Source organism: Megasphaera intestinihominis (assembly GCF_040096415.1).
In the GTDB taxonomy this organism is placed as follows: domain Bacteria; phylum Bacillota; class Negativicutes; order Veillonellales; family Megasphaeraceae; genus Megasphaera; species Megasphaera intestinihominis.
Map to the genome: position 1 here is coordinate 1 of NZ_JBBMEU010000056.1, position 14,735 is coordinate 14,735.

At 42.9% G+C, this 14,735-nt stretch carries 13 protein-coding genes; all 13 read left to right on the plus strand.

Features of this window, described 5'->3' with window-relative positions; all coding sequences use genetic code 11:
• Positions 1-385 precede the first annotated feature (385 nt).
• The 13 genes from WMO23_RS08895 (at position 386) to WMO23_RS08955 (ending at position 14,586) form a co-directional block, all read left to right on the plus strand.
• Positions 386-1,147 carry a glycosyltransferase family 2 protein gene (locus WMO23_RS08895; RefSeq protein ID WP_020723931.1) on the plus strand — a complete coding sequence of 254 codons (762 nt, stop codon included), beginning with the start codon at positions 386-388 and terminating at the stop codon, positions 1,145-1,147.
• Between the two features lie 2 nt (positions 1,148-1,149).
• Entirely contained in the window at positions 1,150-2,082 is a 933-nt protein-coding gene (locus tag WMO23_RS08900; RefSeq protein ID WP_020310648.1) for a glycosyltransferase family 8 protein, read from the plus strand.
• 16 nt (positions 2,083-2,098) lie between these two features.
• Entirely contained in the window at positions 2,099-3,319 is a 1,221-nt protein-coding gene (locus WMO23_RS08905; protein WP_020723930.1) for an O-antigen ligase family protein, read from the plus strand.
• A 256-nt stretch (positions 3,320-3,575) separates the two neighbouring features.
• The gene (locus tag WMO23_RS08910; RefSeq protein WP_292298862.1) at positions 3,576-4,640 is read left to right on the plus strand and encodes a glycosyltransferase family 9 protein; all 1,065 of its coding nucleotides are present in this window, start codon (positions 3,576-3,578) and stop codon (positions 4,638-4,640) included.
• On the plus strand, positions 4,641-5,642 hold the full coding sequence (locus tag WMO23_RS08915) for a glycosyltransferase family 8 protein (protein ID WP_020310592.1): 1,002 nt from the start codon (positions 4,641-4,643) through the stop codon (positions 5,640-5,642).
• Positions 5,643-5,811: 169 nt separating this feature from the next.
• Positions 5,812-6,978, plus strand: coding sequence for a nucleotide sugar dehydrogenase (locus WMO23_RS08920; protein ID WP_349173813.1), 1,167 nt, complete (start codon positions 5,812-5,814; stop codon positions 6,976-6,978).
• Positions 6,979-6,994: 16 nt separating this feature from the next.
• Positions 6,995-7,999 carry an NAD-dependent epimerase gene (locus WMO23_RS08925; RefSeq protein WP_020310590.1) on the plus strand — a complete coding sequence of 335 codons (1,005 nt, stop codon included), beginning with the start codon at positions 6,995-6,997 and terminating at the stop codon, positions 7,997-7,999.
• 29 nt (positions 8,000-8,028) lie between these two features.
• The gene (locus tag WMO23_RS08930; RefSeq protein WP_349173815.1) at positions 8,029-10,083 is read left to right on the plus strand and encodes an LTA synthase family protein; all 2,055 of its coding nucleotides are present in this window, start codon (positions 8,029-8,031) and stop codon (positions 10,081-10,083) included.
• 5 nt (positions 10,084-10,088) lie between these two features.
• Positions 10,089-10,595: a methylated-DNA--[protein]-cysteine S-methyltransferase gene (locus WMO23_RS08935; protein WP_302754930.1), complete on the plus strand. Its 507-nt coding sequence runs from the start codon at positions 10,089-10,091 to the stop codon at positions 10,593-10,595.
• Between the two features lie 387 nt (positions 10,596-10,982).
• Positions 10,983-12,485: a threonine synthase gene (thrC, locus tag WMO23_RS08940; protein WP_302754933.1), complete on the plus strand. Its 1,503-nt coding sequence runs from the start codon at positions 10,983-10,985 to the stop codon at positions 12,483-12,485.
• Positions 12,486-12,500: 15 nt separating this feature from the next.
• Positions 12,501-13,397: a DMT family transporter gene (locus WMO23_RS08945; RefSeq protein ID WP_349173817.1), complete on the plus strand. Its 897-nt coding sequence runs from the start codon at positions 12,501-12,503 to the stop codon at positions 13,395-13,397.
• Position 13,398: 1 nt separating this feature from the next.
• Complete coding sequence (locus WMO23_RS08950; protein WP_292261398.1) at positions 13,399-14,136, plus strand: TVP38/TMEM64 family protein; 738 nt, start codon at positions 13,399-13,401, stop codon at positions 14,134-14,136.
• Between the two features lie 21 nt (positions 14,137-14,157).
• Positions 14,158-14,586, plus strand: a complete 429-nt coding sequence (locus tag WMO23_RS08955) for a C-GCAxxG-C-C family protein (protein WP_020310584.1) — start codon at positions 14,158-14,160, stop codon at positions 14,584-14,586.
• Positions 14,587-14,735 lie beyond the last annotated feature (149 nt).

A 14,735-nucleotide genomic window follows, 5' to 3' on the forward strand; every position in this document is an offset into this window, starting at 1 on the left:
ACGACAGGATGTCTCAGCTTATGCAGCAATACGATGTTGCTTATTGAATCGATTTACACAAAACTCTTGACACACCCGATTTTCAAGATGAAAATCATACCTGTGAATTTAATAGCGGTGAGAAACTCATTGATGAAGTACATGTGTGGACTATACAGGATTGGAATCAACAATACGGCAAGTTCCCGGCAAGAAAATTGAAAATATAATAAATAGCAAGATACTATCAGGATGCACCGTATTTAGCGCTGTCCTTCTCCTCCTATACTAGGAAGGATGCGGCTTGACTGTACTTTGACCGGGGGATATGGTACTATGTAACATAGTTATTAATGCGTATCAGACAGATGACGATATTTTTCATTGGTAAAGAAATGAGGACTTTATGAGCACATTGACGATTGTCATTTTAACTAAAAATGAGGAAACATATATTGAAAATGCGATTAAAAATGCAAAAAAATGCACGGACGATGTGTTGGTTATTGATTCGGGGAGTACAGATTCTACGATAAATTTAGCATTAAAAGAGGGCGCAAGGACTGTTTTTCATGAACTGAATGATGATTTTGCAGCTCAACGAAATTTTGCTCTTACGCAAACTGATTCTGAGTGGATTATGTACCTTGATGCCGATGAACGCCTTGATAAAATTTTATGTGAATATATAACAAGTATTGTTCAGAGTAATAATAAAGCACGTCAATATGGCATGGAAAGGTATATGCTTTTTAACGGATATGAATTCCATCATGGAATTTTTTCTCCAGATTGTGTATACAGATTGTTTCCAAGGGATAAGGTACATTGGGTTGGTAAAGTCCATGAGCATCCAGAATGTAATTTACCTAAAGAAATACTGAAAGGTAAAATGCAGCATTATACTTATAAAAGCTGGCATCAGTGGCTAATGAAGGCAGATTATTATACAACAATTTGGGCGGAAGAAAGATATCAGCAAGGAAAAAGAGTATCTTTAGGAACAGCCTTTTTACATGCAAGTTTAGGCGCCTTGAGAGCTTTACTTATCAAAAGAGCTTTTTTAGATGGTTGGATGGGAATTATTTCATGTGGGCAGCATGGCTTTTATACTATGCTTAAATATGTGAAATTGTATGAATTGCAGAAGAAAAATGAAAAGGATTGAAAATGGAAAAAATTACGCTTGTTTTAGCAGCTGATAATAATTATGCGCAACATTTGGCAGTAGCCTGTGCATCAATTTTGAAAAACACCTTGCATCCAGAAAAAATATACTTCTATGTCTTGAATGATGATATTTCATCAGAAAATCAAGACTTAATTATGCAGACTGTACATGATTTAAAAGGGGAAGTTCAGTTTATTTCAGTGGATGATAAAAAGGTTCATGGCTTTACTAGTGGTCATATTAGTAAAGCTGCTTATTTGCGACTTACTATTGATCAAGTGCTTCCGGAAACTGTCACTAAGGTTATCTATTTTGACACAGATTTAGTCGTATTAGATGATGTGGAGAAATTATGGAACTTTTCCCTAGAGGGGAAGCCACTAGGTGCAGTTTGTGATTTTGGCATTATGAAATCCAAAAGGATGCGGCGGCAAAAGTTTGAGACGTTAGGCTTGCCGGAGGGAGACCCTTATTTTAATTCAGGCGTTCTTATCATGGATTTACAACAGTGGCGGCAAAAAAGATATGGAAGCTTAGTTATTGGTACGGTAACTCAACATGCTTTCCGTCATCACGATCAAGATGGCCTGAATAAGGTTTTTATGAACAATTGGAAAAAAATCCCGCTTAGATGGAATGTTATTCCGCCTGTATTTACGATGCCCTTAAAAGTACTATGTCATGCTTCATTAAGGGTAAAGGCTTTAGAAGCTATGAAAAATCTGGCTGTTTTTCATTGGGCTGGAAGGTATAAACCTTGGGAATTTTCTTTAAATGGTCCTTTCAATAAGTTGTATTATGATTATTTAAAATGGACAACTTTTAATAATCAACCTATGCCTCAACCGAGTGAAGATATGAAGGGAAAATCAATTACAAGACAGAATTTTCGCATTAGGTGGGCATTTTTTTGGAAAATGATTTTAGGCTGAGAAAGAGTGGAAATTAATGAAATTTAATAATTTTGCATTTGTCAATTTGATGGAGAAAATAATTGGGCCTATAAATAGAATAAAATTCAATCACTTATGTCTTATTATGATTACTTTGGCAATATGTATACAGCGTCTTACTATTGCTGTTGGAAATGTGTTTTATGCATTTGCTATTATATTTTTTACTATTGATACCTATCACAGATATCGTTCTGGTGAGAAATTGTTTTTACCGATACAAATTAAAAGATATTTTCTTATCTATGTGTTTTTTGCACTAATGGTATTGCCATCAGCAATTTTTAGTTTAAATACTGAATATTCATTTTTTAAATACATTGATTATTTTGTACTACGCTTTTTTGTGTTGATTATATTGATTTTTCTAAAAGTTGATAATGAGGCTATCAAGAAGGCTTTGTTTTTCTTTATTGTTTTTATGGCTATTGATGGGATTGCAACACTTGCTGAGCGGTTTATCACACAGGCATCCCGAGCACAAGGCCTCGGAGATGGTTGGCTTCGCCATGCTAGCATAGTCGCTACAGTTTTTCCAGCTAGTATCATCTTGTGGATTTCACAAAAAAAATATACTTTGTATAAAAATTGGTTGTTCTTCTGTGCGGTCTGTATTGTTTTGGGGGCAATCGCTAGTGGAACAAGAAGTTCTTGGGTGGGGATTCTAGCTGTCATGCCTTTTGTGCTTTATCAAGGTGCAAAATGGAGTCCTAAAAAATGTTTTGCCTTAGTAGCAATTTTTATTTGTATAACAGGTACAATAGTAGCGACTCCTCAGTTGCAACAACGTGCAGCTTCCATAGCGAATATAACAACGGATCGATCAAATGGTGACCGTATCGAAGCTTGGAAGAGTGCAACAGTTATGGTACGAGAAAAACCTATTATTGGATATGGAATCTTACAGGGGGGCAAGGTTTATCTCCAAAATTATCGTACTGCGGCGGATACGCAAGGGCTCGGTCACTTCCATAATAACTATGTGCAGACAGTTGTAGACAGCGGCTTTATGGGCTTTATCGGCTTGATAGTATTTATAATTTATTCGTTGTGGATATTTAGGAGGTGGAATTGTCCGTATAGCTTAATCGGTTTTTGTGCTTGGATCGGTTTTATTGTTGTAGGTTTTTTTGATTATACATTAGGAATGTCAGCTGCAGTGAAAACACTTTGGTTCATTACGGGATGTAGTCTACGTTTGTATGAGGATATCTGATATTTTGCCTTTGTTATCCTATCGATTTTGACAATATGTCTGATATTTTAGAGATTTATTTGTGTATAAATAAATGAAATTGTCTTGAATGAGGTATCTGTCATAATCAAGAAAGTACTTTACAAGTAACAATCGTTATTTTCAATAATTATTACAACAATATTCTTGAAAAAAAACTATTTGTTGAATATAAACGACTTGAACGCCATATTGATTCGCTTTTTTATGATGAAGATTATTGAGGAGAGGCTATTATATGTCACATATTAAAATATTTATTGACGGTATTATGCATTTAGGGGACATGATTATGTCTTCCTCGGTTATCCCTGTTTTAAAAAAAGCATATCCCGATTCTGAAATTATATATTTGGCAACCGCGAATTTAGCCTATGTAGCTTCATTTTTTGAAGGTATCGATCAAGTCATTCCCTATACGTATCAAAGTAAAGGTGGATATATGGATGTATATCGTATGGGAAAGATGCTCCGTAAATATAACTTTGATATAGGAATTTCTCTTGATCCTCGCGAACGAGTTACTTTAATGAAATGGTTTGCACATATTCCGATTCGAATTAGTATGGAGCAAGCTCTAGGATGGAAATTAGGTTGGGAAAAATGGTTTTATACCAATGATTTATCGTTTTCAGATGGGTGGAATTATAAAGAGCATAGAATGTCGGAAAGTTTTCAACATTTAATGTGTTTATATACGAATGATTCGGAAATGAAATTTATTCCTCCGAGCTTTCGCCCTTCATCTAATGTTGATATGCAAACTGCAACCCAATTATTAAAACCTGCTGGTAATGATAAAAAGAAAATAGCTTTTTGTGTAGCGACGACAGATGGATTTAAAGATTGGCCGTCAGATAAATTTTCTGTTATTGCAGATTGGCTAATAGAAAAATATAATAGTGTCATTATTATGACAGGTATCCCAAAACATACTAATAAAGTTTATCAAATTATTGAATATATGAATCACAAAGATTCATGTATTAATGTTGTTGGTAAAACATCTTTTTCAGAATTAATCGCTTTATTCCGTCAAATTGATTTGGTATTGACTTTGGATACCGGAACGTCACATATTGCAGGTGCGGCGGGGTGTCCGGTTATTACTATCTTTACACATAATTCACCAGCTATATACAAACCGGCAGGGGAATATACAGGAGCTGTTAGTGCATATCTGCCTTGTTCGGGAAAACATATTTGCATTGGGCCACGCAAATGTAAGAAAAATGATTGTGTAGAGGCGGTAACTGTATCTATGGTTCAAAAAGAAATATCTCGTATAATGGAGATGATATGAGTGAAATCGTTTAGCGATAACTTTTTTAGCAAAGACAATTTTATTACTACCCAATATGACTATAATTATTTGAAAGAATCTCAGCCAAGTTGCCATATTTGTTATAATGTTAATAATCAATTTATTCACATTATGGGAGTTTCTATTATTTCTGTTTTGGAAAATAATAAAGAAATGAACTTTACATTTTATGTTTTTACGGATAGTTGTGATAGGGAAAACCGAGAAAAAATTAGAACTTTGGCTCAAAAATGGAATTGCAGATGCGTTGTGTATATTTTGAACATGAAGCCATTTGAGGACTTTCATATTAAGGTTTCTCGTTTTTCAAGAATTACATATGCACGATTATATATGCCTAAGGTGTTGAAAGGAAAGGTAAAGAAATATATTTATCTTGATGCCGATACAATGTGTGTCAATTCTATTCAGCCATTATGCCATTTAGATATGAATGGTACACCCATGGGGGCTGTATCGGAACGAGATTCAGCGATTACTTATCGAGCGGACTTTTTAAAATTAAAGAGTGGAAAATACTTTAACGATGGGGTTATGGTTGTTGATGTAAATTCATGGGAAAATGCTTCTATTACAGAAAAGGCATTTTCATATCAAAATGAACCGCGTGAACGTTTTTTAGGGCAAAGTCAAGATGTTTTAAATCTTGTTTTTGATGGAGCTAATTATCACTTACCTGCTTGCTACAATGTTTACGATGGCGGTGCATATGACCAAGGTGATAGCGTTTTTATTCATTGGACGGGGCGCCGGAAACCTTGGCAAATGGTATTGACGGATTTTGACGCACAGTGGCGGAAATACAATGCACTATCGCCTTGGCCTACTATTACTAATATTTTACCGATAAAGAAGCCTGAAAATTATCATGATTTCCAGCAGTGGGGACGATATCAGAAAGCGCATGGAAATATGGCAGGATATTTTAAAGGTATTTTTTGGTATTCATGGTTACGGATTCGTTATAAATTGCATATTTAAATACTTCGTGCTTATAATATAGCCTCTATAGATTCTTATTACAATCTATAGGGGCTATATTTGTAACAAACTCTTTGTTTCTCTTTGTTTTTCAAAAGCATCATAATGGTCTGAATGGAATTTTATGGTATAATAAATATAATATGCTAAAAGGAAAGTGGGAATTTATATGAATATAGCGATTGCCGGGACCGGGTATGTTGGTCTTTCAAATAGTATGTTGCTGGCACAGCATAATGATGTCATTGCTTTAGATATTATTCCAGAAAAAGTAGCTTTATTAAATAAAGGGAAATCACCAATTATAGATAGTGATATTTCGGCTTTTTTGCAGCGTGGTGATTTACACTTCAAGGCGACCTTGGACCCCGTAGAGGCTTTCACGGATGCAGATTTCGTCATTATTTCGACGCCGACCAATTATGATCCGCAGAAGAATTTTTTTGATACATCTTCTGTAGAAGCGGTCATAGAAGAAGTACTGGGTATCAATCCGGAAGCGGTCATGGTCATTAAATCGACAGTTCCTGTCGGCTACACCCAGCATATCAAAGAACGCTACCATACCGAAAATATTATGTTCTCGCCGGAATTTTTGCGGGAAGGCAAGGCCCTGTATGATAATCTCCATCCGTCGCGTATTGTCGTCGGTGAACGGTCGGAACGGGCCAAAGTCTTTGCCGATCTGCTGGCCGAAGGCGCGGTGAAGAAGGATATCCCCATGTTGTTTACTGGTTCGAAGGAAGCGGAAGCCATCAAGCTCTTTGCCAATACATATTTGGCCTTGCGCGTAGCCTATTTCAATGAACTCGATTCGTATGCTGAAATGCGCGGGCTGAGTACGAAGGAAATCATCGAAGGTGTCTGCCTCGATCCTCGCATTGGCGATTTTTATAACAATCCTTCCTTTGGTTACGGCGGATACTGCCTGCCGAAGGATACGAAGCAGCTTTTGGCCAATTATCAGGATGTCCCGCAGAACCTCATTTCAGCTATTGTCGCTGCCAACCGGACGCGGAAGGATCATATTGCCGATATGATCATCGCCAAGAATCCTCGCATTGTCGGTGTCTATCGGCTGACGATGAAGAGCCATTCAGATAATTTCCGGGCTTCGGCCATCCAGGGCGTCATGAAGCGCATCAAGGCCAAAGGCATCGAAGTCGTCGTCTATGAACCGACCCTGAAAGCAGATGACTTTTTCCATTCCCGCGTCATCCGTGACTTGAACGAGTTCAAAAAAATGAGCGATATTATTATTTCTAACCGCTGGGCAGAAGAACTCAGCGACGTTCAGAATAAAGTTTATACGCGGGATATCTTTGACCGCGATTGAGAGGGAGTCGATGATAATGACAGATTTTAAACCTTTTGATAGTGCAAACAAAGTCTTGATTACCGGTGCCGCCGGTTTTATTGGATTCCATTTGGCCAAGCGCCTGCTGGCCATGGGGGCCACCATCCTTGGCCTGGATAACCTTAACGATTATTATGATGTTTCCTTGAAAGAAAGTCGGCTGGATATTCTACGCCAGTTCCCGGCATTTACCTTCGTCAAAGGGGACTTGGCTGATGAAAAAGTCGTGAATGATATCTTTACGTCATTTCAGCCGGATATTGTCGTAAACCTGGCGGCCCAGGCCGGAGTGCGTTACAGCATCGACCATCCCCGCTCCTATATCGATTCCAACATTATCGGGTTCTTTAATATCCTCGAAGCCTGCCGTCATCATAAGGTATCTCATTTGCTCTTTGCTTCCAGTTCTTCGGTCTATGGCAATCAGCAGAAGACGCCTTTTTCGACGACCGATAATGTCGACCATCCCATCAGTCTCTATGCAGCGACGAAGAAGTCCGACGAACTCATGGCTTACACATATAGCCATCTTTATGGCATCCCGGCGACAGGGTTGCGTTTCTTTACCGTCTATGGGCCTTTCGGCCGCCCCGACATGGCTTATTTCAAATTTGCCAATAAGATTCGCAGAGGAGAGGCAATCCAGATTTATAATCACGGCGACATGTATCGGGACTTCACCTATGTCGATGATATTGTCACCGGCATTGAACACATGCTGTGCAATCCGCCGAAGAAAAATGAACTAGGCGATTCGTATAAAATCTATAACATTGGCAACCATAAACCGGAACAGCTCATGCATTTTATTGAAGTCCTGGAAAAGGCCCTGGGCAAAACGGCAGAAAAAGAATATCTGCCCATGCAGCCTGGTGATGTATACCAGACCTATGCTGACGTCAGCGAATTACAGCGCGACTTCGATTTCAAGCCGGAAACGACGATTGAAGAAGGGCTGGGGAAATTCGCCCAATGGTATAAAGCTTATTACAAAGTATAAATCCATTATTTTTATGATGAGGTGTTATCGTGTTTGAACAATTTTTTTTATCGATGCAGCAGGATATAAAACTGTTTCTAATTTTTCCTATTTTATGTGCGATATTTCGCGCTGTATTTATTAAAGTCTATTCGCCTTATGAAACGTTGAAAGGACGATGGAATGTCGTATGGCATTGCTTTCGATACGGCTTTTGGTGGGGCATGGATTTTAATGCATATGCATTTTTATTGCCACTTATTTTTGTTTCATTGCCCGGGCTATTTTTTACTTCCTATTATGCACTAGGAAATGATGTAAGGCTTTGGGCTGGCATGATATATGCTATGGTGCTTTATATTGCTTTTGTTGGTAAAATGATTTTTTACAATCATTTTCATGACACTTATAATCAGATTTTACGTCTTGGTGGAAAGGCGGAAAAGCATAACTTGCTTGATATTTTTTTTCATCAGGACCATGGACTCTTATTTATACTTATAGGGATTCCTTATTGGTGGATTGTTAAATTTTCTATTCAAGCCTTCCTTTATTTGCCAAGTGTTAGTTATCCTCATTTTTCCTCCCCTATCCTAGCGTATGGTTTTAATGTTATTGTATGTGTTGCCATTATTTTAGGGTTTTATTGGTTCCGTTATGGAGGAACTTTAAGCCACGACGATAAACCGGAATGGGATACAATTCCCAGCATTGTTAAGAAGGACATTTTTTTTGCTAAAGCTACGGTAGATGATTTAGTCGCCTTGGAACAAGTAAAAAAACACAAATTGAATGATGCTTACAAGCATAGTGATGAAGAAGATTTAACATCTTTAAAGGCTATTCTGCCAGCAGGTCGTGACAATATTGAAAAGTATCCTAATCCCGTATATGCGTTCCAACACCATGCGAAAGGTCCTAGAATCTCTAAACCATCGCATATTTTTCTTCTTGTTGGTGAAAGTTATTTACAGCAGCTATTTGATCCAGCATATGCATGCTTAAATATTACGTCAGGTGGGAAACGGCTAATGAATGATCCACATACGGCAATATTAACCAATTCCCTGTCGGCAGGTATTATTTCGAGACCCTCTATTGTTAGCTTGATGTCAGGTATTTTTGATGCTGGGTTAGAATTAAATGAAAAAGAAACGTTTTGGCAGGGAACAGTACCGACTGCACTGCCTCTTCAGTTGAAAAAGTTAGGCTATACATCGACATACTGGTATGGTGGTAATGTAACTTATGGAAATTTCAATCAGTTTGCTCCTGCTTGCGGCTTTGACCGAGTCATGACGGCTACCGATTTTTGCGGTCCTCATGCTCCCAAGACTTGGGTTGGTGTCTATGATAATGTCTTTTTGGAAAAAGCAGCTGAACTGATTCAGAAAGACAATCCGGACCAGCTATCGTTCCACTTTGTCTACACCACATCTTATCATGGGCCGTTTAAAATTAATTTGAAAAAATACGGCTATGATACAGAAGCTGTTATGCCCAATGCTCCTGAAGATATAAAACAGAGTAAAGAATTGCAAAAAAATCTAGGTACATTTTGGTTATCGGATCAGGCTATTGGGAATTTTATTGACACTATGCGTAAAGTTTACCCAGATAGCTTATTTATTGTTACGGCAGACCATGCTATTACGATGACTCCTTTACAAAAGACTTCCTTAATGAATCGTGACTGCTCTATCCGAGAACGCCATTGTCCGGTATTTATGCTGAATCATCGCGATTTAGATCAAAGCATTTTTGCTGGTAATACTATTGGCAGCCATATGAATATTATGCCGACCATTTTTGAATTAATAGCCCCTAAGGGATTTACGTATTATTCGTTATTTTCTTCTTTAACTGAACCTATTGACCACTTAGTTTCTCCATACCATTGGCTTCGTCCAGATGCTTATGGGACTTTTGAAAATAATTTTTACCAACCATTGGGGGAAAATCACGCCGAAAATGAAATTTGTGAAGAACCTATTCCCTATATCGCAGAGAATGAAGCTTGGAAAAATTTAACTGGCTATATGGTTCGCCATCCTGAATTATTGCAATCTAAAGAGATATTACTTTCAGAAGTAGAGAGAGGGTGAAACAGATGTACTACAAAATGATGTATGAATCGCCGTTGGGTCCGATGATTTTGGCGGCTAGTGATACGGCGCTGGTCGGGGCCTGGTTTGAAGGGCAGAAGTATTGTTATGGTGCCTTGCAGGGGGAAGTCCTACGTGAAGAGGATACGCCTATCCTGCGCAAGGCGGCGCACTGGCTGGATGATTATTTTGCCGGGCGGATGCCGGCTATTATGACGCTGCCCCTGGCGCCGCAGGGCAGTGAGTTCCGCCGCCTCGTCTGGTATCTGCTCTGCCAGATTCCCTATGGTCAGACGACGACCTATGGCGACCTGGCCAAGCAGATTGAAGAACGGACGGGAAAGAAGATGTCGGCTCAGGCCATCGGCGGCGCCGTAGGGCATAACCCCATTTCCATCATCATTCCCTGCCATCGCGTCTTAGGTGCTAATGGTAGAGCCACAGGCTATGCAGGCGGCATCGATAAAAAAATCGCTCTCCTGCATCTGGAAGGGGTGGCTGTCAAAGCCTAGCTTAGGGTAAATATTTATGATTTTATTAGTAAATAACGTATGATAGCGCAGTCAGGCGATGGTAAAGAACGCGGTTACAGGTCGAAAAAATACACAGCCTGTGGCCTTATGCGTAGGGAATGTCCTTTAACCTCTCAGACCGCCTTGGCGGCCAGCTCCCCTACGAAGGCCCCACTTGGGGCCTTTTTTACGAGCTGAGGTTCACTCGAGGCGATGTCGTCATTCTGAGTTTGTTGCCGCAAAGCGGCATTTTGAGTCCGAGGCGAACTGCGAACTGCGGGGCCGTTAGGCCAATTCACAGAATAGTGGACAATGTGGCTATTTCCCTTTATAATATAAATACTTATAGCTATTCTATGAGGTTAGCTGAAAAGGGGGATTTCATCGATGAATTTTAGAAGTACACGATCTGACGAATGTGTTTCGCCGTCTTATGCGCTCCTGCATGGACTGGCTGCGGACGGAGGGCTCTATGTGCCGGAATCGTTCCCGGAAAAGGTCCTGTCCTATAAAGAACTGGCTGGCAAGTCTTATCAGGAGATTGCTGAAGCCGTATTGTCCCATTTCTTTACGAATTTCACGGCAGAAGAACGGAAGCAGATGATTGCTTCGGCTTATAATGATATGACCTTCCGCGATGACCGCATCGTACCGCTCCATTCCATCGATACGGATTTGTCCATTGCCGAATTGTTCCACGGCCGGACGTTGGCCTTCAAGGACCTGGCTTTGTCCTTGTTCCCGTATTTACTGACGGCTGCCAAGAAGCAGGAAAAAGAGGACCGGGATATCCTCATCCTGACGGCGACCAGCGGTGATACGGGCAAGGCCGCCCTGGAAGGCTTCAAGGACGTGGCCGGTACGAATATCATGGTCTTTTATCCCAGCGAAGGCGTCAGCCCCATGCAGAAGCAGCAGATGCAGAAGCAGGAAGGGAATAACGTCAAGGTATCGGCCATTTATGGCAATTTCGATGACGCCCAGAGCTTTTTGAAACGCGTCTTTACCAGTGCTGAAGTCAACGCCTATGCCAACGACAAGGGTGTCCTCTTCTCCAGCGCCAATTCCATCAACATCGGCCGCTTGTTCCCGCAGGTCGCCTACTACGTATCGACGTATGTCTCCCTCGTCGATAACGGCGCCATCAGCGAAGGCGAAACGTTCGATGTCATCGTCCCGACGGGGAACTTCGGCAATATCCTGGCTGGCTATTTTGCCAAGAAGATGGGCGTGCCTATCGGCAAGTTGATTTGCGCATCTAACCAGAACAAGGTCCTGGCCGACTTCTTTGAAACCGGCGTCTATGACATGAACCGCGACTTCTACACGACGTCGAGCCCGTCCATGGACATCCTCTTGTCGAGCAATTTTGAACGCTTCTTGTTCTACGTCGCCAAAGAAGATGCCGCCAAAGTGGCCCAGTGGGAAAAGGACCTCCTGGAAACGGGGAAGATGAGCGTATCGGCTGACGAATTGAAGACGCTGCGCCAGGAATTTGAAGGCGGCTGGATTGACGACGATGAAACGAAAGCCGTCATCAACCACGTCTACAATGATTTCGGCTATCTCCTCGACCCGCACACGGCCGTCGCTTACGGCGTCGGCATGAACCGCCATCGCCAGGGCCTCGACGAAGGCCGCCACACGGTCATCATGGCAACGGCTCATCCCTACAAGTTCCCGCCGGTCATCTGCGAAGCCCTGGCCCTGCGTCAGAGCGATGATCCCTTTGACATGCTGGCCGACATCAGCAGCGTCACGGGCATCGCCCTGCCCAAGCCTTTGGCGGACCTCAAGGATAAGCCCATCCGCTTCAGCGACTCCATCGACAAGGAAGACATGAAGAAAGCTGTCTTGTCCTTCGTCGACGCCATTGCGGCCAAACACTAGGAAAGAGGCTTTGATTTGAGTAGAGGTGTCATTTACGCAATCTTATCGGCTTTTGCCTTCAGTATCCAGAATGTCATCGTAAAAGAATTATCCTATACGACGAGCACTGGGGAAATCGCGTTCTTCCGCGGTTTCCTCAGTGCCCTTCTGATATTAGGGCTCATGCGCATCCAACACGTACATCTGTCGAAGCGGGATATACCGACGCTGACCTTGCGCGGCGTCCTCGGCGGTATCGGCATGATCTGCATTTTCTATGCCCTGCGCGGGATGCCCCTGGCCGATGTATCCATCATTTCCCAGTTGTCGGCGTTCTTCGTCATGCTCTTCGCGGCGATTTTCCTCAAAGAAGTCCTGCCGCCTGGGTCGAAGCTGCCCCTCCTGGTCATCTTCATCGGCGGCTGCCTCGTCGTCCGGCCCTGGAACTTTTCGTCATTCAACGTCTATTCCCTGTTCGCCCTGGGGCAGGCCGTCTTTGCGGCCGGTGCCTATACGACAGTCAGCAAGCTCACTGGGTCTGGACGCCACCATCCTTATGAAGTGGTCCTGTACTTTTTGGTCTGTGCAGCTCTGTCGGGCATCGTCCTCATGGCCCTGACTGATGGCTTTGTCATGCCGGCTCACGGCGACTGGATCTATTACGGCGGCCTGGCCCTGTTCAGCGTCATCGCCCAGATTTGGATGACCAATGCCTATGCAACGGCCAACCCGGTTGTCGTCAGCTTTGTTTCTTATATAGGCGTCTTCTTCAACGCCCTTTGGGGCTTCGTCATCTTTGGCGAAATCCTCACCGGCTTGACCGTCGCCGGCGGTGTACTCATTATCGGCGGTTCCATGTACCTGACCAAGCTCAAGCACGATAAGATTGCTGAAATGGCCAAGATGCAGGAACGGAAGCAGAAAGAGGCATAACATGACTACGAAACAGATTCATGAAACACACATTAAAATCGCCTTTTTTGCCATGCTGCTCATCATGCTGGCTGCTATCTATGTGGCCATCCCGGACTTTTACAGCACGGTCTGGCAGCTGTCGACGAGCGGCAATATGCAGGGGACTATCGACTACCTGCGCTCTTTCGGCGCCTGGGCCGTCCTGGTCAGTATGATCATCGACATCGTCATCAATATCGTCGGCTTTTTGCCGTCTATCTTCATTTCCACGGCCAATGGCGTCCTTTTCGGCGTTGCCGGTGGGACTGTCGTTTCCTGGGTAGCCGAAACAATCGGCGTCATCATCAGCTTTTTCTTCATGCGGACTTTGTTCCGCAACAAGGCCAAGAAGGTCATAGAAAAGAGCAAGATGCTGAGCAAGCTCGACCATTACAGTACCTGGCAGGCCATGACCCTGGCCCGGGCCGTCCCGTATTCGCCGAACGGCCTGGTCACGGCCCTGGGGGCGCTGAGCCGCATCAGCTACCGCGATTATATCCTGGGCTGTTTCATCGGCAAATTGCCGTCTGTCGCCTGTGAGGTCCTGGTTGGTCACGACCTGGTCATGATGGAAGAACATTCCCTGCGCCTGACCATCGTCCTCATCGTCATCGCCATCGTCTATGGCGGCCTGTGGTACTGGCATCGCCGTCAGCAGGCCAAGAAAGTCCTCCACAAGATCGCCGACGACCTCAAAGACGGCGAAGGCCGCAGTTAATTTCAGAAAGGATAAAGCATCATGGAAAAAGAATATAAATTGGCAGAACAATACCATTTGCAGGGCAATAACTGCATCGAATCGGTCCTCAAGACCTGTAACGACACGATGAACCTCCAGCTGCCGGACGTCGCTATCCGCATGGCTTCCGGCATGGGCGGCGGCATCGGCCGGTCGGGCTGTGTCTGTGGGGCCTTGAGCGGTGCCTGTCTGGTCATCGGCGCCCTCGTCGGCCGGCTCATACCCGATGAAAAGCCCTTGCCCGAAGTCTACAAATACACCAGCGAGTTCCATGACCGCTTCAAAGAACACTTCGGCGCCACCTGCTGCCGGGCCCTCAACACCCTCAGTTTCGGAACGCCGGAATACCGTAAGCACTGCATCAAGATTACGGCCACTGCCGCCGACATGGTCTCCGACTTCGTCGCCGAAAAAGGCTTGTTGAAGTGAGGTTAGTGGCTCGTGGTTCGTATAACAAAAAAGGGGCTGTCGCATTAAGCCATTTCGGCTTTGTGCGACAGCTCTCTTTTTTTAGCTAAACGTAAAAAAGGTACACGAAACAGACCGGCCATCCAGTCGGCAAAAAACGTGTGCCTTTG